The 20,642-nt window shown below is 37.5% G+C and carries 19 protein-coding genes and 1 riboswitch; of the genes, 16 read left to right on the top strand and 3 right to left on the bottom strand.

Features of this window, described 5'->3' with window-relative positions; genetic code table 11:
- The first annotated feature begins 59 nt into the window (after window positions 1–59).
- The 15 genes from BUC12_RS04165 (at window position 60) to BUC12_RS04235 (ending at window position 16,473) form a co-directional block, all read left to right on the top strand.
- Entirely contained in the window at window positions 60–1,403 is a 1,344-nt protein-coding gene (locus BUC12_RS04165; RefSeq protein ID WP_062176538.1) for a DUF4270 family protein, read from the top strand.
- Window positions 1,396–2,598 (top strand): hypothetical protein, encoded by a 1,203-nt coding sequence (locus BUC12_RS04170; protein ID WP_062176536.1) that lies wholly within the window; start codon window positions 1,396–1,398, stop codon window positions 2,596–2,598. The genes BUC12_RS04165 and BUC12_RS04170 overlap by 8 nt, the downstream gene beginning before the upstream one ends.
- A 331-nt stretch (window positions 2,599–2,929) precedes the next feature.
- Window positions 2,930–3,964, top strand: a complete 1,035-nt coding sequence (locus BUC12_RS04175; protein WP_157257489.1) for a sensor histidine kinase — start codon at window positions 2,930–2,932, stop codon at window positions 3,962–3,964.
- Between the two features lie 6 nt (window positions 3,965–3,970).
- Window positions 3,971–4,729 carry a LytR/AlgR family response regulator transcription factor gene (locus tag BUC12_RS04180; protein WP_062176532.1) on the top strand — a complete coding sequence of 253 codons (759 nt, stop codon included), beginning with the start codon at window positions 3,971–3,973 and terminating at the stop codon, window positions 4,727–4,729.
- A gap of 140 nt (window positions 4,730–4,869) precedes the next feature.
- A riboswitch (cobalamin riboswitch) is annotated at window positions 4,870–5,077 on the top strand.
- A 140-nt stretch (window positions 5,078–5,217) separates the two neighbouring features.
- Window positions 5,218–7,449, top strand: a complete 2,232-nt coding sequence (pflB, locus tag BUC12_RS04185; RefSeq protein ID WP_062176530.1) for a formate C-acetyltransferase — start codon at window positions 5,218–5,220, stop codon at window positions 7,447–7,449.
- Window positions 7,450–7,520: 71 nt separating this feature from the next.
- Window positions 7,521–8,237, top strand: a complete 717-nt coding sequence (gene pflA / locus BUC12_RS04190) for a pyruvate formate-lyase-activating protein (RefSeq protein WP_062176528.1) — start codon at window positions 7,521–7,523, stop codon at window positions 8,235–8,237.
- A 428-nt stretch (window positions 8,238–8,665) separates the two neighbouring features.
- Window positions 8,666–10,063, top strand: coding sequence for an RtcB family protein (locus tag BUC12_RS04195; protein WP_062176525.1), 1,398 nt, complete (start codon window positions 8,666–8,668; stop codon window positions 10,061–10,063).
- Between the two features lie 4 nt (window positions 10,064–10,067).
- Window positions 10,068–10,538 (top strand): hypothetical protein, encoded by a 471-nt coding sequence (locus BUC12_RS04200; RefSeq protein ID WP_062176522.1) that lies wholly within the window; start codon window positions 10,068–10,070, stop codon window positions 10,536–10,538.
- Window positions 10,522–11,112, top strand: a complete 591-nt coding sequence (locus BUC12_RS04205) for a hypothetical protein (protein WP_062176519.1) — start codon at window positions 10,522–10,524, stop codon at window positions 11,110–11,112. The genes BUC12_RS04200 and BUC12_RS04205 overlap by 17 nt, the downstream gene beginning before the upstream one ends.
- Before the next feature lie 3 nt (window positions 11,113–11,115).
- Window positions 11,116–11,736 (top strand): peptide chain release factor H, encoded by a 621-nt coding sequence (prfH, locus tag BUC12_RS04210; RefSeq protein WP_062176516.1) that lies wholly within the window; start codon window positions 11,116–11,118, stop codon window positions 11,734–11,736.
- A gap of 153 nt (window positions 11,737–11,889) precedes the next feature.
- A complete protein-coding gene (locus tag BUC12_RS04215) occupies window positions 11,890–12,483 on the top strand; it encodes a hypothetical protein (protein ID WP_062176513.1) in 594 nt (197 codons plus the stop codon).
- A 12-nt stretch (window positions 12,484–12,495) separates the two neighbouring features.
- Complete coding sequence (locus BUC12_RS04220; RefSeq protein ID WP_062176511.1) at window positions 12,496–14,535, top strand: M41 family metallopeptidase; 2,040 nt, start codon at window positions 12,496–12,498, stop codon at window positions 14,533–14,535.
- Between the two features lie 13 nt (window positions 14,536–14,548).
- Window positions 14,549–15,142: a hypothetical protein gene (locus tag BUC12_RS04225; RefSeq protein WP_062176508.1), complete on the top strand. Its 594-nt coding sequence runs from the start codon at window positions 14,549–14,551 to the stop codon at window positions 15,140–15,142.
- Entirely contained in the window at window positions 15,126–15,668 is a 543-nt protein-coding gene (locus BUC12_RS04230) for an RNA 2'-phosphotransferase (protein ID WP_062176505.1), read from the top strand. Before BUC12_RS04225 ends, BUC12_RS04230 begins: the two co-directional genes overlap by 17 nt.
- 19 nt (window positions 15,669–15,687) lie before the next feature.
- Window positions 15,688–16,473 (top strand): TatD family hydrolase, encoded by a 786-nt coding sequence (locus tag BUC12_RS04235; RefSeq protein ID WP_062176502.1) that lies wholly within the window; start codon window positions 15,688–15,690, stop codon window positions 16,471–16,473.
- An 88-nt stretch (window positions 16,474–16,561) separates the two neighbouring features.
- On the opposite strand, the gene BUC12_RS04240 is transcribed toward BUC12_RS04235, so the two are convergent.
- The 3 genes from BUC12_RS04240 to BUC12_RS04250 form a co-directional block, all read right to left on the bottom strand.
- Complete coding sequence (locus tag BUC12_RS04240) at window positions 16,562–17,545, bottom strand: aldo/keto reductase (RefSeq protein WP_062176500.1); 984 nt, start codon at window positions 17,543–17,545, stop codon at window positions 16,562–16,564.
- A gap of 36 nt (window positions 17,546–17,581) precedes the next feature.
- Entirely contained in the window at window positions 17,582–18,430 is an 849-nt protein-coding gene (locus tag BUC12_RS04245; RefSeq protein WP_062177010.1) for an aldo/keto reductase, read from the bottom strand.
- Window positions 18,431–18,654: 224 nt separating this feature from the next.
- A complete protein-coding gene (locus BUC12_RS04250) occupies window positions 18,655–19,482 on the bottom strand; it encodes a helix-turn-helix domain-containing protein (protein WP_062176497.1) in 828 nt (275 codons plus the stop codon).
- Window positions 19,483–19,745: 263 nt separating this feature from the next.
- On the opposite strand from BUC12_RS04250, the gene BUC12_RS04255 reads away from it, so the two are divergent.
- Entirely contained in the window at window positions 19,746–20,630 is an 885-nt protein-coding gene (locus BUC12_RS04255; protein ID WP_062176494.1) for a hypothetical protein, read from the top strand.
- Window positions 20,631–20,642: the final 12 nt, after the last annotated feature.

The following is a 20,642-nucleotide window of genomic DNA, read 5'->3' on the forward strand; positions in this document are numbered from 1 at the left end:
GACATTTCCTTAATCTTTCTTTGTGAGATCAATGAAACCATTGTATTATCAATTAGTCTATGAGATATATAATTTGTTCGATAGTTTGCTTTCTTTCCATTGTATCCTGCATCAACGATAAGTTTTCGGTCGGTGATAATTTAACTTCAGTCACAGGCCGGAGTTTAATTATTGATACCTGTACCGTAGAATTACACACTCAATTAGCGGACTCATCTGTCACAAGCGGATTATCCAAAGTATTCGAGGGTAAATATAATACGGGTGATCTGGGAACAATAACGACTCATGCTTATTTTGATTTTAACCAGCCGAGTTATAGTACAAGCGAATTTGGTTCTAATGCAACCGTTGCCGTAAAATTCGATTCCATATCTTTAATACTAAAGTACGATGACTTTAGATACGGAGACACTACACAAGTTCAGACTTTAAATATATACAAGCTTAAACAGATTATAGAGCTGGATGACGATGACAAGTTATACTCTACCAACTCTGTGCCATCCGAGTCTGAACCATGGGTTTCATATAAGTTTAACAGACCCACTAAATTTTATGAAAACGATAGCACTTTAGAAATACGGTTACCCGACGAGTTTGGATTAGAACTGATGAGAATGATGCATGCGCAATCAGATTCATTAGATACCTACGAAAACTTTCAAAAATATTTCAAGGGAATTAAGCTCTCTCCGGGAGCAAACGATAATGCCACTGTCAATAGTTTCGTAATAGATGATTCGTATCCTGTTATAAGGTTATATTACAGAACAATCAGTTCATCAAGCACAGAAAAATATATGGATTTGAATGTGGGAACCAGCACCGCCTTTTCCCAGATAGAAGTAGATAGGAGCAATACCGTACTGAGTCCGATAAATTATAAGAACAATTCATTAAACTCAAAAGACTGCGAAAACAAAGCATACATACAAGGGATAATAGGTTTATCTGCTAAAATAAACTTTCCCTATATAAACGAGATGCTCAAGATGTCGAAGTATGTTGTTATATCTCAGGCATATCTCTATGCATATCCTGTATTAGGCTCTTATAACGACTTCACTCCCCTTCCTCAGGAATTATCATTAAACTATTTTGATGAGAACGGAAAGGCGATGGATATATATGTAGACCAAACCACATCTGCAGTACAATCGGGAACTTTGGTTGAAGATAAGGTCTATAATAAAAACACTTATTATGCATTTGATATCACTAGTTACCTTAAACAGGAAATAGAGGCAATAGGGATGAATAAAACATCTCTGCAACTTCAACTCTCGGACGAGGATACAAGCGGAACACTTAAAAGTCTGGTTATAGGAGACCCGAAATATTCTAATGAAAACAACAGAATCAGGTTGGTAATATACTTTATAACTTACGATAATGATTAAAAAGCTTTCTTTTTCATTCTTTTTCCTATATTTTACTCTTAATATATATTCTCAGTCTAACTATTCTCCATACTCCATGCTTGGATTAGGAGAAATAGAAACCCGGGATTACGGGAGGACAGCCGGAATGGGAAATCTCAGTACAGGAGTAAGGGACTTCAACTATTTAAATCCTTCCAACCCTGCAGCGATTAGCGGAATAGATAGCCTGAGACTTATATTCGACATATCGGTCTCTGGAAAACAATCGTACTACTCCCGAAGATCTAAAAGTGACGGAGCTTTCAATGGAAATCTGAAAAAACTTTCATTAGGCTTCAGACTTGCTCCCAGATGGGGTATATCGGTTGGTGTAAGACCATTGAGTGATGTCGGGTACCAGATATATAGTGAAGAACCTATAGAAGGAACAAATTCTACAAAAGCCGTATACCTCAAAGGCAGTGGCGGATTGTATGAATTCTATATATCTAACGGATTCAAAATATCCAATAACTTTTCCGTAGGAATAAATACAATGTATATAAGCGGAATCATAAAACAGGCAGAAGACCAGACAGAATACATATTCGAAAAGGAGTCGCGACTCTCGCAGATATATAATACGTTTGGAATTCAGTACCACCAAAAGGATCTTACCATAGGAGCCATTTACGGATATAAACAAAGCTTATCCCTGACAAATAAAACATTGGTATACGACAGTAGTTACAATCTTACAGAAGAGGAAAAGGACAGATCTTCGAGCCAGTTTATCCCCGAAACCATGGGAGTCGGCTTTTCATTAGCCAATAAGAAGCTCATTTGGGGTATGGATTTTCAATATCAGAAATGGGAAGGATTAAATTCCGGGACAAGTAACACCAAAATAGTAGATTCATATAGAATTAGTGGAGGTCTGGGTTACACCCCAAATAGTGATAAGTTCTATAAGATCAGGAATCAGGGGCAAATACAAGTCGGAGGTTCATTATCTCAATCGTATATACAGGTTGCCGGCAAGAAAGCTTATAATTACTCTGTAACTACAGGATATAGCCTACCGGTCGATAAAACCGGAACTTTACTCAATCTGTCTCTCGAATATGGTAATACTTTATCTGCTCCATCCGGTTATATCAAAGAATCGTATGTTATGCTTACAGTTAATTTCTCATTTATAGAACAATGGTTCAAGAGGGGAAAATTATATTAATCTGTACAATAATTACATAATGCAACTATCATTCAGCAACAAAAAATAAAACATATATACATCTTAATATCAACACACTATAGTTAAATATTCTAAACAACTGAAGGCATACAGCCTCATATGCATCTATACAAAGAGCCGGATTATTATTCATAAATCGACTCAGATTGTGTTTGTGTCTATCAAATAGCCCTGAACATCGAAATCTGTACTCTTATATATTTTACTTCTCTATTTTTACGTTCTATAATCTATATAAATGTACAAAAAAGCTATAAGATTCATTCTACACTTTTTAATCTGGGGAGGTATCCTCTTTATAATGACTTTAATGCCATTAAGACCAGAGGAGACATTCTCATTCGGACGAAATCTTCCCTTTATAATCACATATTCATATCTGGTTTGCTTTTTCTATCTGAATGCCGATTTTCTGACAATTAGATTAATCCAAAATAAAAAGTATTTTACATACTTTTCAGGAATAGCCGTTATCCTCGTCATATACATATGTTTCCATAAATATATATTCTCGTTATTTGTGCAACTAGCATACTTTCCGCCTCCAAGGATGATGGCAAACAGACCAATGCCTTTTCCCGATCTGGAACGAACTGCTTCTGTCGGGCGCATCATACTTCCGTTTACCCAATTCTTCCTATTCTGGATACTCAGTTTATGTTACAGGTTATCCCTCGAATGGTTATCTACTAACAAAAGGAATAAAGAAATTGAGGCTGAAAAATCAATTATCGAGCTTGCCTATCTAAAAGCTCAGATAAACCCTCATTTTATTTTCAATACATTAAATACAATTTATTCATTAACGATAAACAAGAATGAGAAAGCTCCCGATGCGATATTACTATATTCGGATATTGTCCGTTACGTTTTCGATAAGATAGATACAAACCTTGTACCCTTACAGGAAGAGATCGATTATATTGCCAACTACATCGATTTACAAAAAATGAGGTTTATAAATAAGCTAAACATAGAGTTTGAAATTAAAGGAAATACCGAAAACCAAATGATTGCACCACTTATACTCATCGCTTTTATCGAGAATGCTTTTCAATATGGTATAAGCAATCATTACGAGTCTATTATATCTTTCTCTATAGAGGCTTCCGATAACAGTATACATTTTACATCAAAAAATAAAAAATACAAGAAAGATGAATTTCAGCACATAGGTAAAAATATAGGAATACAAAATACCCGAAGAAAACTAAACCTCATATACCCTGATAAACACAGGCTGTCTATAAAAGATTCAAACGATGTTTTCGATCTGGATCTAATTATCTACGGCACCTCAGTAACTAAACCTGTAGTCGATCAAAACCATTCTTTAATAAATTGAACCTGTATGAGGAGAAAGATAAGTTGTGTTATCATTGATGACGAACCGCCTGCTTCAGATATTCTGGAAAGTTATATTAATAAGACGCCCGATTTTGAAGTAAGTAAAGTATTTAACGACCCGATAAAAGCACTCGAAGGATTAAATAACATAAAAGCAGATGTTATATTCTGTGATGTGGAAATGCCGGATATTAACGGATTGGAGCTTCTTGGTTCTCTTTTCCAGAGTCAGGATTCATTGATTGTTATAGTTTCGGCACATACCAAATATGCTATAGACGGGTTTAATATTAATGCTATTGACTACCTGCTAAAGCCGGTCTCCTTTGCGAGATACCTTAAGACTACTCAAAAGATACTTCATCAATTAATGGATAGAGACCTCGAAAGCAGAGATGCTCAGGTGCAAACATCTTTAATAGAATTACCTAAGGATCATTTCTTTATAAAATCCAATAATAGACTACTGAAAATAAATTACAGCGACATCCTCTTTATAGAGGGTTTAGGTGATTACATTAAAATTCACCTCGAGAGTTCAAGTAAACCTGTTTTGATATTGGATAGTTTAAAGCATCTGGAAGAAACGTTATCCTCTACCCTCTTCAAAAGAATACACCGCTCATACATAATACCTATATCCCGGATAAAAGCTATAGAGTACAGAAGAGTGATTATAGGCGATAACCTATCTTTGCCAATAAGCAATTCGTATTATGATACTTTATATGATAGCCTGATTTCTAACAAAATCATAAAGTAAAACAGAATATCTATCTTAATCATCTCTTTGTACATGCTTAACCTTTAACGGATAATCTTCCGGTATAAATAATACTATAATATTATGTTTAAATATCTAAATTAAGCAGAAAGCCATATATAACTCTGATAAAAGTATTACCTTTGCAAAACATTTTTGGTGTTACAAATCCGATATCCGGAGATTGTAATGAAAAGGGAATATCGGTGCGAATCCGAAGCAGTACCCGCTGCTGTAAACTCAGTTAAAGTCTCCGAACCAGACTCAGAGCCACTATTCGAAAAAGAATGGGAAGGATGTTCGGAAGACAGAGTAAGCCAGAAGACCTGCCAGACATGATAAGTTTGAAGCTTTCGGGAGATAAAAAGCAACAGACAAGCAACTAAATTGTTATCAATTAAATGAGGATGCCAAAAGAATAGGAAGTTATACAGATTATAACTTTCGGATTATGTAGTAACTATAATTATCAAACCAATTCAATATATATGGACGCATATAAAGATTTTAAAGGTACTAAGTGGAAAGAAGAAATCAATGTAAATGATTTTATTCTTAAAAACTATACAGAATATGCAGGCGATGAATCTTTTCTGGCAGGAGCAACCGAAGCTACTACTAAATTGTGGGACAAGCTGAGCGAGATGTTCAAAATAGAAAAAGAAAAAGGTGTATATGATGCCGAAACCAAGATTCCTTCGCAGATAGATGCTTACGGACCGGGTTATATAGACAAAGATCTGGAGAAGATAGTAGGAGTTCAGGCAGACAAGCCTCTTAAAAGAGCTATTTTTCCGAATGGCGGCCTCCGCATGGTTCAACAGAGCCTCGAAGAATATGGCTATAAACTAGACCCGATCACAACCGAAATATTCTCAAAATACCGTAAGACCCATAACGAAGGAGTATTCTCGGCATATACCGACAGTATCCGCCGTGCCAGAAGTAATGGCTTACTTACAGGTCTGCCCGATGCATACGGGCGTGGGCGTATTATCGGCGACTACCGTCGTATCGCACTGTATGGAGTAGACCGCTTAATTGCAGAACGCGAAAAACGATATAAAGAATGTGACCCGATCGTTATGACAGACGATCTGATCCGCCTTCGCGAAGAGTTAAATTCGCAGATACTGGCTCTGAAGGCTCTTAAACGTATGGCTGCTTCTTACGGCTTCGATATATCAAATCCTGCGACTAATGCACAGGAAGCTGTTCAATGGACATACTTCGGTTATCTGGGTGCAATCAAAGACCAGAACGGTGCAGCTATGAGTCTGGGACGTGTAACTACATTCCTGGATATCTATATCGAACGCGATCTAAAAGAAGGTAAGATCACAGAACAAGAAGCTCAGGAAATTATAGATCATTTTGTAATGAAATTACGCATTGTACGCTACCTGCGTACTAATGAGTACAATGAGTTATTCTCAGGAGACCCTGTATGGGTTACTGAATCTATAGGAGGTATGACAAATAACGGCCGTTCGATGGTCACAAAGAACAGCTATCGTATGCTGCATACCCTTTACAACCTAGGACCTGCTCCCGAACCCAACCTGACTATTCTCTGGAGTGACCGCCTACCCGAATCATGGAAAAAATATTGTGCGAAAGTATCTATCGATACTTCATCCCTACAATATGAGAATGACGACATTATGCGTCCTCAATTAGGAGATGACTATGGTATCGCCTGCTGTGTATCGCCTATGCGAATCGGTCATCAGATGCAATTCTTCGGGGCACGCGCCAATTTACCTAAAGCATTACTTTATACCATAAACGGAGGTAAAGACGAGAAAACCAAAGCACAGGTATTACCTAAACACTGGATCGAAAAAGTTACAGGTGATTATCTTGAGTTCGATGAAGTATGGGACAAATTTGACCGTACATTAGACTGGGTAGCCGAAACTTATGTTAAGGCCTTGAATATAATTCACTACATGCACGATAAATACTCGTACGAAGCACTCGAAATGGCATTGCACGATGTTGATATTGTACGTACCCAAGCCTTTGGGGTATCCGGATTGTCGATTATCGCCGATTCATTTGCCGCCATCAAATACGGAAAAGTACGGATAGTAAGAGATGCCGATGGTGATGCAGTGGATTACATCCTTGAAAAAGATTATATTCCTTTTGGAAATAATGATGAAAATACTGATAAATTCGCGGTACAGATCGTAGAGAAGTTTATGAATAAAATCCGTAAACGTAAGATGTACAAAGATGCAATACCAACTCAATCGGTATTAACTATCACGTCTAACGTGGTTTACGGAAAGAAAACCGGAAATACACCCGACGGACGCCGCGACGGAACACCGTTTGCTCCGGGAGCCAACCCAATGCACGGGCGGGATACCCGCGGCGCTGTAGCGTCACTGTCTTCTGTAGCCAAACTTCCGTTCGAACATGCGAATGACGGTATATCTTATACATTTGCAATCACCCCTAATACTTTAGGTAAAAACCGTGATGAAGAAGCTCAAAACCTTTCGGGGCTATTGGATGGATATTTCCTTCAGACAGGACATCATTTGAATGTAAATGTCTTTGACCGCCAATTATTGATAGATGCGATGGAACATCCTGAACAATATCCTCAATTAACGATCCGGGTTTCGGGCTATGCTGTAAACTTCGTAAAACTGACAAAAGAACAGCAGTTGGATGTAATCAACCGTACTATTACAACTACTGTTTAAATAGACAAATAAATATTTTAAACGAAGTGAGGTTATGTCGACTTCACTTCGTTTGTTTAATTTTTCCGTATATGAAAGGATACATACACTCATACGAGACATTCGGTACCAAAGACGGGCCGGGTATTCGCTTTGTTGTTTTTATGCAAGGTTGTCCTCTACGTTGCCTGTATTGCCACAATCCTGACACATGGAAAAAAGAAGAAGCCAAATTTATAAAAACACCAGAAGAAGTTTTTCAGGAATTTGATAAAGTAAAGAATTTTGTACGTGGAGGGATCACTGTATCAGGAGGCGAGCCTTTACTTCAGGCTGAATTCGTTCTCGAACTTTTCAAAATATGCAAAGAGAATGGTGTCCATACAGCAATAGACACATCGGGCGTATATCTTAACGATAAGGTGAAAGAACTACTTTCATATACAGACTTGGTTTTGCTAGATATAAAACAAATTGATGCTGATAAATACAAAGAGCTGACCAGAGTTTCACTCGAGCCTACACTCAAATTCATGGATTACTTATCCTCTGTAAACAAAGCAGTGTGGTTACGGTACGTTCTTGTGCCTGATTATACCGATGATGAAAAAGACCTGACAGAATGGGCTAAGTATGTTTCCCGATTCAATAATGTCGAACGGGTAGATATTCTTCCATTCCATCAAATGGCAATACATAAATGGGAAAAACTGGACAAAGATTATAAGTTAAAAGATATTCTGCCACCAACACAAGAACAAATAGAAAAAGCTTCTGCCATTTTTAAATCTTTCGGGTTAAAGGTATAATTTACAAAAACTTCGATACCATTCATAAAAGAGCACAACTAACTTTTTATTCCAAAAATTTGTTAATTCAAAATTCTATTATACATTTGCAACTGTAAATAGAATATTAACCCTTAAAAAATTTAGAGAAAGGGTACAATTATGTTGGTCAATAAATAACAAACACTCAGAAACTAATTAGGTTTATCGCGACGATAGACCTGACAGTACGAATAACACATATCTTCGATATCACGGCTGCATAAGAAGATAACTGGTTAGTTTCACAATCAAACTCATCATTTTAAAATATTTAGTCAATGTTTTAACAGGCATTTGTTATGCTTATCCGTTATTGCATTGAAAAACAGAGATATAATCTGTCGTAGGCATACATATATTAGTATACCTGCCGAAGACATATATATATATCGTTCATTTACAACATAATGGGCATACAATTAAAAGAATTAAGTAAATTGGGATATACCAACAATGTAGCACGTAGTCTGGCTATAAATATTGTAAGTAAATATTGCAAACACGATAGCAAAGAACAGATCTTAACAACGCTCAGCGATTTGCTGGAAAATCCTGAAAAATATAAAGACAATGAAAGGTGGGGAAAACTCGCCGAACATTTTGCACCAACTGTATCGAATAAAGAATTTACAATTCACAATCTATCAGAGAACTATTTGCCATACAAGACTTACGGCGGTAAATTTATCGAAAGTCTGGCCAAACAGCAGATGGAGTTGGCAATGCGTCTTCCTGTTACAATAGCCGGAGCTTTGATGCCCGATGCACATGCCGGATACGGATTGCCTATAGGTGGCGTACTCGCAGTAGAGAATGCTGTCATCCCTTATGCAGTAGGTATGGATATCGGTTGCCGCATGAGCCTGACAATATTTGATGTAAAAGCAGATTTTCTGAAACGTTATTCGCATCAGATAAAGGAGGCACTCAAAGAATATACACATTTCGGAATGGAAGGAGGTTTACCTTTCACTCAGGAACATAGGGTGTTGGACAGACCTGAATTTCAACTAACTTCATTACTGAAGCAAATTCACGGTAAGGCTGTCAGACAATTAGGTACATCCGGAGGGGGAAATCACTTTGTAGAGTTCGGTGAGATAGAACTGTTTGAGAGTAATATCACAAAACTTCCGGCAGGAAAATACATGGCATTACTTTCTCATTCAGGCTCACGAGGTATGGGAGCAGCCATTGCCCGTCATTACAGCGATATAGCCCGCGAAACCTGTAAATTGCCAAGAGAGGCACAACATTTCGCATGGCTGGGACTCGATACTGAAGCAGGACAAGAGTATTGGATGAGTATGAATCTGGCCGGCGATTTTGCGCAAGCCTGTCACGAGCAGATACATCTCAACCTGAGCAAAGTTCTCGGTTTGAAACCGATTGCGAATGTAAACAACCATCACAATTTTGCATGGCGCGAAGAAATCGAAACAAACAGGTATGCAATTGTACACCGTAAGGGAGCTACTCCGGCAGCAAAAGGAATTGCCGGATTTATCCCTGGCAGCATGGCTACAGCCGGCTATTTGGTTTGTGGAAAAGGGGAAATACAATCGCTCAATTCAGCTTCGCACGGAGCCGGACGGGCAATGTCGCGCCAAAAAGCGAAAGAACAATTTACCCAATCAGCATTAAAGAAATTACTATCGCAACAGCAAGTAACCTTGATTGGCGGAAGTGTAGAAGAAATGCCTTTTGCGTACAAAGACATCGATAAGATAATGCCGGCGCAGGAATCATTAGTCGAAATTCACGGTAGGTTTGTGCCACGGATAGTAAGAATGCATAAAGAATAGAATTATGTATTGGCAAGAAAAACTAAATATAATAAAAAAGAAATACCCATCGCTGGTTTTCCGTGATATGTTCCATAGTGGCGGAGAGGTCGCCGAAAAAATCATCCGCAAATTCCATAATGCAACATATCTGACCTTTAAACAATGTGATGATCCAAAAACATTACTAAAAGATTGTAGATTAGTTAAAGAGACAGGAATTCTGGAATTGGAAAACTATCTGTATGAGCTGGAGGATGGTATAAATTACTGGCTCTTTTTACTGAATCCACCGATGGGAAACACTTTTCAGGTATACGATTGCCGGAAAGCCCCATTGATCGATTTATACTATCTGGCTTCCGGTAGAGAAGACCTTAAATTTTATATTGTAGATAAAAAGTACGAATGGCTGTTGTTGGTCGAAATAGAAACCGAAGAAAATACGGCATTCATTTATGAAAGTAAAGCAAACAAAAATGGAAAAGAGATATAAACAAACAGGATATTATTACGCAAAATATTACTCGGTAGAATGTCCGAAGTGCCACAAAGAAGCTACCGTTTCTCATGACGGAAGTTATTGGGGGTGGAAAAATGCAGAACTAAAGTGTCTCCATTGCATGCACAAAGAAAACCGCGCTGATTTACTATTATATGAGGTAACAGTAAGGCGGAACTGCCCTGATTGTGGAAAACAGATTTCTGCAGAAATAAATAATCTGAAAAATCCACCGAAGGAGATGAACGTAACCTGCCCCGATTGTAGTTTTAGCGCCAAATATACTACCAACATAAGTTCTTATAGACTTGTCAATAAGCTGAATGGAATGAAAGGAGATCCCCTCTTCAATTATCCACTATGGCTTCAGGGAGAAGTGAAAAGAAATTTGTTCTGGGCATACAACAGAGAACATCTGGAAGAAATAAGATCTTATGTAGATGCTGAATTGAGAGAAAGACAATCTTTATATTTAATGACTATGGTTGCGCGCTTACCTCAGTTTATCAAAGAAGCAAAGAACAGGGATGATATTCTGAAAAAAATAGACATTCTTCTGAAACGATAAGTAATGAATAATAAGATATACTTACAAATAACTTCCGGACGTGGTCCTGCAGAATGTTGCAGGGTAGTAGCTTTAGTTCTAGAGAAAATATTACAACAGGCAAAAAAGCTTGGTCTAAATACCGAAATTATCGAAAGAGAACAAGGCATAATAAACCGTACATTATTTTCGGCTGTCATATCGATCGAAGGAGAAAAAAGCCGAGAGATTCTAACGGAATGGGAGGGTACAATCCAATGGATAGCGCAAAGCCCATACAGGATTTACCATAAGCGAAAGAACTGGTTCGTCGGGGTCAAATCGTTCTCATCACCTGATGCTAATAATTTGAATATAAAAGAGATCTCTTATCAGACTCTTCGGGCATCAGGTCCCGGAGGGCAGCACATTAATAAGACCGAATCGGCAGTGAGGGCTACACATATTCCTTCCGGACTAAGTGTAACAGCATCCGATCAACGCTCACAAATACAGAATAAAAAACTGGCTACCGAGCGGTTATTAATAAAGCTTTCGGCATGGGAAATAGAACAGGCTATGCAAAAAGCTCAGGAAAACTGGAATAATCACAATAATCTTCAACGGGGAAACCCGGTGAAGGTTATACAACTTCCTTTAAATTAGAGAAACAACAAGATGCAGAAAATAAGATTAGACAACGAACCGCCATTAGCTATTGAGGAATGGGGCAGGAAATAAAGGAGTGAGAGCAACAATGATCAATCATAACGGAGTTCCGATAGAATAAATAGAGTTCAAAAAACAAATTCAGAAAGTATGTTTGCAAGAAGAACAGCCACCAGAATAAAGAAAGGAACTGTACTAAAAAAGAATAAGCATTTTCAGACACCCAATTACTGGAATACCCGTCAGGACGAAATACAGATAGACATTGAGAATCCCGGAAATGGATATAAACATTTTCTTAAAAAGCGCGATATAAAACGATTTTTAGAAATACTTCCCAACCGGGAAGAAATAGACATTCAATTTGATGCAATCGTATTATCTCATGGAAGTTATTTCGATGATGGTTATTACAATAATGGAGTTATTTGCATCTGTGCATGGAGAAAAGAAATGACAGTAGAATATACTTTAGATTATTTCAATGATCATAAAAGGATATTTAATCAGCTTGGGGTGAGATATACTAAAAAGAAAGATTATATGATATGCGATTTCACTGAAAATCAAATTAAAGCATACCAACTCTTACATATCTTATTGCACGAACTGGGGCATCATCATGACAGAGTAAGTACAAAATCGAAAAGAAAGTGTGCAAGAGGCGAAAATTATGCCGAAAGCTATGCTTTCATGTATGAAGAAATTATATGGAACAAGTTTTTCGAAAACTTTCCACTTTAATTAGAATAAACAATGGAACAAATAAATAAAGAACAATATAAACAACATTTGAAAGGGAAAAGAGAAGTACTGGATAAAGCAGTTACACTCTTGAAACAAGAATTCATAGGTATTGACTCAGTTATCGACCAGATTGCGAATGCTATTACCCCATGGTTTTTCTTTCCGGAGATGCAAGACCGGCCTGTAATTATCAATCTATGGGGGTTGACCGGAATAGGAAAAACATCAGTCATTAAGCGTCTGACTGAACTGATTGGATATACTGAACATTATTTCCGATTCGACCTTGGAGAATGTTCGAGCCAATACTTCGACATTCAGGATTCATTCAAAGATATTTACGAAAACTGTGATGGAGAACCCTTTATCATCGGATTAGACGAATTCCAACTGGCAAGAACGATCAACGAAGACCAGGAAGAAATAGATAGAGCATCTATCCGTGCTATATGGGATTTGCTCGATTCCGGGAAATTCGATGTTGTAAACTTCGATTACAATATGAGTTGGCTCAGCAAGCTTATCAAAAAACTCGATTTAGCCCTGTTCAAAGGCGTGGAAGTTGAGAATGGGTTTATTTCTCAAAATGAAGATATATATTGGGACATTGTAAATCCGAATAATAAGCCTGAGAAAAAGAAAAACAAAAATGCAGAAAAAACGCTTTTTGTTTCCGAAGGTGAACTGGACTCAATCTTTGGCATGGTCGACCATCTCTTTCTGATAAAAAGCGAATTAAGGGAAAAACTCGATGTTATGGACGGAGATCAAACAATAGATTACCTGATAAGCCTTTACAAAGCTTCGTTGAAACCCAAGACTGTAGATTGTACAAAATCCCTTATATTCGTTATGGGCAATCTGGATGAAGTTTACACCATGAGCCGGAATTTTAATCCGGATATGAGTGCAAATGAATTTCATCGTCAATCGAAAGAGATAACTGTTACAGAGGTGAAACAGGCTTTGCTAAACCGTTTCCGAAGCGAACAGATAGCCCGGTTGGGGAATAACCACATTATTTATCCGGCATTCGATGAAAAATCATTTTTCGGAATTATCCGTCTGGAGCTAGATAAAATCAGGAAAAAAGTATCTGATACTTACGGACTGGAAATGCTGTTTGACACTAAAGTCGAACGTCTGATATACGACGAAGGTGTTTTTCCGACACAGGGAACACGGCCTCTCTTCACAACGGTTCATCAGATTGTAAATACACGTTTAGGCAAGATCCTGAACGAAATTTACTTGAACGGTTTCGAAGCCGATTCTCTCCGGTTTACCATAAACGAAGAAGCCTCGGCAAAAGATAATACCGCTCTGCAAATAGATTTTCTGAAAAACGATGCGGTCATTCACCATATAACAGATCAGCAACCATTAGTACTAGGAAAACTGCGGCAGGAAAAACAAAACGACGAACAGGCAATTGTTGCCGTTCATGAGAGCGGACATGCTATTCTCTCGTCTGTATTAATGAAAACGATTCCTGATGTTGTTTTCTCTGTAACTGCAGATAGTAACAGTAGCGGCTTTGTACTCATGCGCCCCGAATGGAATTATATTTCGAAAAAAGAAATCATAAACCGTCTGGCAGTATTACTCGGTGGATTAGTTGCCGAACGTATTTTATTCGGAGATGAGAATGTAACTATCGGTTCTAGTTCCGATCTGGGTAAAGCAACACATTTGGCCACATATGCAGTCTATATCTGCGGAATGGGTGAGGTAAAAGCTACTTTCGGTAATGAGAATATGAACAGTACACCTTCGGTTATATTTGACAATAGCAGTGAAACTGTAAATAAAGATGCCAAGGAGTTACTTATAAAAGCAGAGCAATTAGCCGAAACGACACTGAATAAGCAAAGAAAACTATTGATCAAGATGGCAGATTATCTGAGTGATAAACGGACATTAAACAAAGAACAAATGCGAGACTATATCAAAGAATATGCAACAGATTTCGACTTGAACGAGATAGTTGAAGATGCCGAACATTTATTCTATCGTAAACATCTTAAAGAACTGGCCGAAAAGCTTTAAATAAAGAAAATCAATGGCAATACCTAAAAAAGGAAGCAGAAAGATAACCATAGATAATAACATCTTTGTATGGAAGATAAAGAAACATCCGAGCCACAACGAGCGGCATGATGTAGACTATCTGATACCTATTCAGCATATCGATGGCGGACAAATATTATTAGTCCGTTTAGGATATTGCCGTTCGGGATATAGCTTATCTCCTATTCAGGAAATAACGCCGTCTATCATTAAAAGATGTATTAAAGAGGCTACTATTAAAGGCTGGCATTTCGATAAAAAAGCAGCTCCATTGGTGTTAGATTTGGCGTATCTTCTGAGAGATGAAGCTATCTCTTTAACGAAACAGTTTTTTGATGAGATAATTAATAATTCTCGGAACGAATCGGCAAACAAAATAGTTTCAAATGCAGACAGCCTGATGCAAGCCGGAGAATTTGAAATAGCTTTAGAAATGGTTATTGACAATTTAGCTGAATATCAAATTGAATTACCAGAAGTAACTATAAATATAGCTGACAGGGCGCTAACTATTTATGGCAACCATAAGTATAAATCAGTATTGAGAGAGATACTCAAGAACTATAAAAATGACAGAACAAGATAAAAAACGGATCGGTAAATTCCTGAGCCTTATTCTCAGGCACGATCCTCAAAAAATAGGAATAGAGCTCGATGAACAAGGTTGGGCTAAAGTGAGTGAACTGATAGAGAAATGCAAAAAGCATCGTTATCACTTTTCGAGGGAAGATCTTATAGAGATTGTTGAGACAAACGATAAGCAGCGCTACTCATTCAATGAAAAGCGCAGTAAAATCAGGGCAAATCAAGGGCATTCGATAGACATTGACCTAGCCTTATCACCTACTGAACCTCCCGAATATTTATATCATGGGACAGCAACACGTTTCCTTAGCTCTATTATGGAACAAGGCATTGTGAAAGGCAGCCGCCAGCATGTTCATTTGAGTAAAAATAAGGAGACAGCTGATAAAGTAGGCTCGCGCCACGGAAAACCGGCTATTTTAACAATCATGTCGGGAAAAATGTATACGGATGGCATTCTGTTCTATCAATCGGAGAATGGTGTCTGGCTGACCGATTATGTGGATACAAAGTATATATCCGAATAAATGATAAAAAATAAAAAACATGAAAATTATAGATATAGGTATAAATCTAATGCACCGGTCGTTTAACGAAGACCGGGAAGCCGTAGTACAATCGGCTATTGAATCAGGGGTAAGCCCCCTGATCATAACAGGAACAAGTGAGAGAAGCAGCGTATTAGCAGCAAAATACGCATCTTCATATCCCGGTAAATTATATAGTACTGCCGGAATACATCCACACGATGCAAAATCATGTACAACTGATACTATCAAAAATCTGAAAATTCTTACCAGAAAAAGCTGTGTTGTGGCCATCGGTGAGTGCGGATTGGATTATAACCGTGATTTCTCGCCCCGGGAAACTCAGCGTAATTGCTTCGAAGCACAAATTGAATTAGCTTGCGAAACAGGCTTACCATTGTTCCTACACGAGAGAGACGCTTTTGATGATTTTTACGGAATATTAGAAAAACATCAAAACGATATAAGTAATATGGTTGTTCATTGCTTTACCGGTCAGAAATATCAACTGGAAAAATATCTGGAACTAGGTTGCCATATCGGACTGACAGGATGGATATGCGATGAGCGGCGAGGCAAGCATCTACCTGATCTAGTGAAGATTATTCCGAAAGACAGACTAATGATCGAAACAGATGCACCGTTCTTAATTCCGCGAAATCTGGAGAAAAAACCTAATAATGGAAGAAATGAACCCCAATATCTGGTTCACATATTAGATGAACTCGCCTATTATCTGGATGAAGACATTGACGATTTGGCTGATTGTATATATATGAATACCAAAAGATTCTTTAACATTTAATTATTCCGCATAATGAACTTAGCCGATATACAAAAATAAGGCAGGAAACTATAAGAAGTATCCTGCCTTATTGCATTTTAATTATAGATTACAATCCTGTTGTCTTTTCCAATTCTTCGGGATAACGGTCTCCCGTCAAAATAATTTTATCGCTGGCATCATTAATACTTTTCACCTCGTCTTGAGTCAGTTCAATGTCAGCTCCTCCGAGGTTCTCCTTTAAGCGATGAAGCTTTGTTGTTCCGGGTATTGGAGCAATCCATTCTTTTTGGGCTAATAACCATGCTAAAGCAACTTGTGCAGGAGTAGCATTTTTCTTTTCTGCTATATCCTTCAACAAATCTACAATTGCCTGATTAGCAGCAAGAGCCTCCGGAGTGAAACGTGGAAGGATATTACGAAAATCACCTTTAGCAAAGGTAGTATCAGCATTAAAGTTTCCGGTTAAATATCCTTTACCCAAGGGGCTGAATGGGACAAAGCCAATTCCCAACTCTTCCAACGTTGGAATTAATTCTTGTTCAGGACGCCTCCACCAAAGGGAATACTCGCTCTGAACAGCTGTAACTGTCTGCACAGCATGGGCTTTCCGAATGGTAGTAACTCCGGCTTCCGATAGCCCAAAATGCTTTACTTTACCTTCCTGTATAAGATCTTTTACTGCTCCGGCAACATCTTCAATTGGTACAGCAGGGTCTACTCGATGTTGATATAACAAATCTATATAATCGGTCTTCAATCTTTTAAGAGATTCTTCTACCACTTTCCGGATATGTTCGGGACGACTATTAGTACCAGCCTGTTGACCATTCACTATATTAAACCCAAATTTGGTTGCAATAACTACTTTATCTCGAAAAGGGTGTACAGCCTCTCCTAGCAGTTCTTCATTTGTATAGGGACCATACACTTCTGCCGTATCAAAAAACATCTCGCCCATTTCGTAAGCTGAACGGATCAAGCCTATCATCTCTTTTTTGTCAGGAAGGGGTGTATACCCGAAACTCATTCCCATACATCCCAAACCTATGGATGAAACTTCCAGATTATTTCCTATTTTTCTTGTTTTCATATTCTTTTATTTATTTAAATCAAACAACACAGTTCATTAAATATCGAACTTCACTGTACCAAGCCATTTGACCATCTCTGGATCCCGATGATCAAAAAAAGCACTTTGTTCAGTATCCAACTCTTTTATAGCATCTATATCTGCGGAAGTCAATTCAAAATCAAATATGTCAAAATTTTCGGCCATCCGTTCTTTTCTGATTGATTTTGGAATTACAACCACATCTCTCTGCACCATCCAACGAAGAATCACCTGCGCAATAGATTTACTATATTTTTCGCCAATCTGTTTTAACACTTCATTCTTAAATATATCATTCCGGCCTTCAGCAAATGGTCCCCACGATTCGATCTGCACACCATTATCCTTTAGAAATTTCTGAGTCTCTATTTGTTGATGGAACGGATGTGTTTCTATCTGGTTCACTGCCGGAACTACTTCATTGTGTAAAATAAAATCCATAATTCTGTCCGGCTGAAAATTACTCACACCTATAGCTCTGATCTTTCCTGCTTTATACATCTCCTCCATAGCTTTCCATGCACCGTAAACATCTCCAAATGGCTGATGAATCAAGTATAAATCCAAATAGTCTAACTGCAATCTTCGCAACGAGGCATCAAATGCCTTTTTCGCCTTTTCATATCCGGCATCCTGAATCCAAAGCTTGGTTGTAATAAACAAGTCATCACGGGCTATACCACTATTCTTAATTGCCCTACCCACAGCTTCTTCATTCATATATGCTGCGGCTGTATCTATCGATCGGTAACCTGTTTCTAAAGCATCAAGAACTACTCTTTCTGTTTCATTTGGTTCCACCTGATAGACACCAAAGCCCAAAACAGGCATTTCTACTCCGTTATTTAACTTTACTGTTTTCATATCCTTTCTATTTTTATTTGTTGTGTTAACAATCATACTTCCTTTCGACATTTATAGCTACATTGCCCATACTCCATTTTCGGCATTATATCTAACTCTCCAAAACAGAGACTCTACGGCTCTCTTCTATATTTTAATATCCTATCCGGAATATGAAAACAAAGGTATCACGAAGGCAGGTATAAGCATTTGCCTGCTTAGCTCAAACAACTAGTCTGTGTAGCTCAACTATAGTGTGTAGGAGAATAACCGAAGTTTTCTTTATAAGCCCTCGAGAAATGTGAAAGATCCTTGAACCCTACTTCGAGATAGACATCCGACACTTTTTTCTTTTCATTCATGATCTTGTCCTGAGCAATCTGAAGTCGTTTTTTCATAAGCCATTTATGGGGAGAGAGTAAGCTTATTTTCTTAAAATCACGTTTGAATGAAGCCAGGCTCCGGCCTGTGAAATGGGCAATTTCTTCCATAGACAAGTCATACATATAGTTCTCATTCATAAAATCAATAATGTCGATTTTCCACGGATCAGAAAAGTCAAACAAAGACGAATAAAACTTTTTGTCTACATTCAACAGAGAAAATACGCCTTCTATCTGTTTCAGCCTCATTATATCATCAGAGGGTTCTATCGATGTATCAAAATACGGCGTCATAGAAAGAAACAGGCTTTCGATACTTGGCACTTTGGGCAACTTAATAACACTCGATTGCGATCTTTTAGTACCAATAGGAAGGCTTTGATTCTCAATTTTATGAAACATCTCCTTCAAAAAACTACGCTTGAAAGTCATAAAAATCCCTTTAAACCATTCACCGTCTTTAGGGAGCTTGTTCATAATAACCCGGTTATCTTTCCTGAGAAAGACACATTCTCCGGCTCCAACTGTAGTTGTCACACCACCCTCTTCGATAAGGTATTCCCCTGAATAAATATATACTAAAGTATGATCCTTTACCATTTGAGAACAGACATGTTCTGTATCAATATAGTAACTAAAAAATATGTCTGAATACCCGAACACCAAGGCTTTATTTTGTTTTGATTCCATATATCTGTTTGGTTAAAATCGCTGTTATAATTGATTAATACAAAAATAGAATGATATCCGAAAATATACTTTTGTCATTCAAACCATTACTTGTTCAAATCAAACAATAGGTATCGGAGATTATAAAAAAGCTTCAGTCCGGTTGCGGATTCTGGTTTTTCAATATATTAAATTACGGAACATCGCATCTTTTCTGTGACCAGTTACGTCTAACTATATATTATCCGCCAATGAGGTAATGTCAAACTAATAAAAATAAGCAAATGAAAGATTTTTTTAAGGTAGCACTACTTACAGTGATTGTTAGTATTATTTTTATCGGGATTTCTATAGCTGTCCCATATTCACAATCATTCCGCGAAATAAGTGGTGATTCGGGTCTGACAGGTATAGCAACTTTACTGATTCTGAACCTTTTCTGTTGCTACACTATCTTTTATGTGATCAGAAATTCTACGCTTTCGGGTATAAAAACCATTATCTGTTTATCCATTTCATTACCATGTGTATATATATTTATGACACAAATCGAAACACTGTTCTTCATCTCAGCATTTCCTGCATTGACAAAAATGGATGTTCTGCTGATCATGTTTTCTAATTCTGTTCCTTTAGTTATTGGTATATTAATCGGGAATAAAATATTTGCCCGAAAAGAGAAAATAATAAATTATGAAATTGAGAGCAAAACCCTTTTTTCGAAGAAAGGATTGATTGCAAAAATATTCATTATCGGTTTTTTATATGCCATTATCTATTTCCTATTTGGCTATTTTGTAGCTTGGCAATCAGAAGATTTGCGGATATTTTATTCGGGAAGTCCATTAAAAGATAGCTTTATAGAAAAACTGATTTCTAATTTCAAAGAAGATCCATTTATATATCTTTTTCAAATTGTCAGAGGAATACTTTTCGCATTGTTTATTTCCCCAATTGTATTCCTATTTAGTAATAAATCTAAAACTCTTTTAGTAAGCATCATATTAATATATGCCACTACAGCTCTTTGCCTAATCATTCCCAATAAACTATTTCCCGACAGTGTCAGGTGGGCACATTTTATAGAAATGTCAACCTCCATGCTACTATTTGCATTTGTAACATGGTTTGTTTATAACAAGATTAGTATAAAAACAAACAACGGCTGAACAATAAAAGTG

The sequence above is a fragment of the Indolivaga macrotermitis genome, from assembly GCF_900128985.1.
GTDB lineage: Bacteria > Bacteroidota > Bacteroidia > Bacteroidales > Dysgonomonadaceae > Dysgonomonas_A > Dysgonomonas_A macrotermitis.